We start from the raw sequence: 1,012 nt of genomic DNA, 5'->3' as shown, positions 1-1,012 counted from the left end.
ATCAGGAGCTGAAATTAACTCAGCAAGCAAATGCTTATAATGTCCAACAAAACGATCTATAGTAACTTTATCAAATAAGCTAACAGCATAACTTACAGAACCCATAAGCTCCTCATGGCTGTCATCAATGAAAATTGACATATCAAACTTCTCTATTTCATGAGAACCACTAAAATGAAATGGAGTGAGATAAATTTTATTTTTACTCTGATCTTTTTTATCTCTACCTAAACTCTGCACTGCAAACATAACCTGAAAAATAGGATGTCTGGAAGCATCCCTTTCAACTCCCAATTCATCAATCAACTTCTCAAAAGGAAGGTCCTGATGCAATTGTCCTTCTATCTGATCCTGATGAACCTGAGCAATCAAAGAAGCATAACTCTGACCCTTGCTCAGAATAGTCCGGTTAACCTGGGTGTTCACAAAAAATCCGATAAGATCCTCTGTTTGCCTGTGATGCCTGTTGGCAATAGGACTACCAATTACAATATCATCCTGACCTGTATATTTACTAAGCAAAATATTGATACTGCTAAGCATAACACTATGAAGCGTAACGCCAAGGCGTTGAGCCAATAACCGCAATTGATCACTCAATTCTTTGCTTAAAACAAAAAACTCATGAGACCCCCTGTAATCAATCTGTGACGGTCTGACATGATCAATCGGAAATTCCAAAGGAGAATAACCCCATAACTTGGTCTTCCAATAAGACAACTGCTTATCTAAAACTTCTCCCGTAAGATAACTCCTCTGCCATACAGCATAGTCCTTGTATTGGATATCCAAAGAAGGCAAAACAAAGGTGCTCTCTCCACTAGTATAAGCCTGATAATAAGCCAATAATTCTCTTCGAAAAATATCCATAGACCAACCGTCACTGGCGATATGATGCAAATTAATCAACAAGAACCTTCTTTGTAATCCCGTTTCGGATTCTAACCTATAAAATTTAACTCTGATAGGATACTCCACACTTAAATCAAAGGGACGGTTAATATCTCTTTTT

At 37.5% G+C, this 1,012-nt stretch carries 1 protein-coding gene; it reads right to left on the bottom strand.

Going from position 1 to position 1,012, the window contains the following annotated elements; translation table 11 throughout:
- The coding region (locus ACN1CN_RS22750) for a condensation domain-containing protein (protein ID WP_419137974.1) at positions 1–1,012 on the bottom strand (1,012 nt) is incomplete at both ends.

The organism is Flavobacterium sp. T12S277 (assembly GCF_048514875.1).
GTDB lineage: Bacteria > Bacteroidota > Bacteroidia > Flavobacteriales > Flavobacteriaceae > Flavobacterium.
This window is presented reverse-complemented; position numbering and strand designations above follow the sequence as displayed.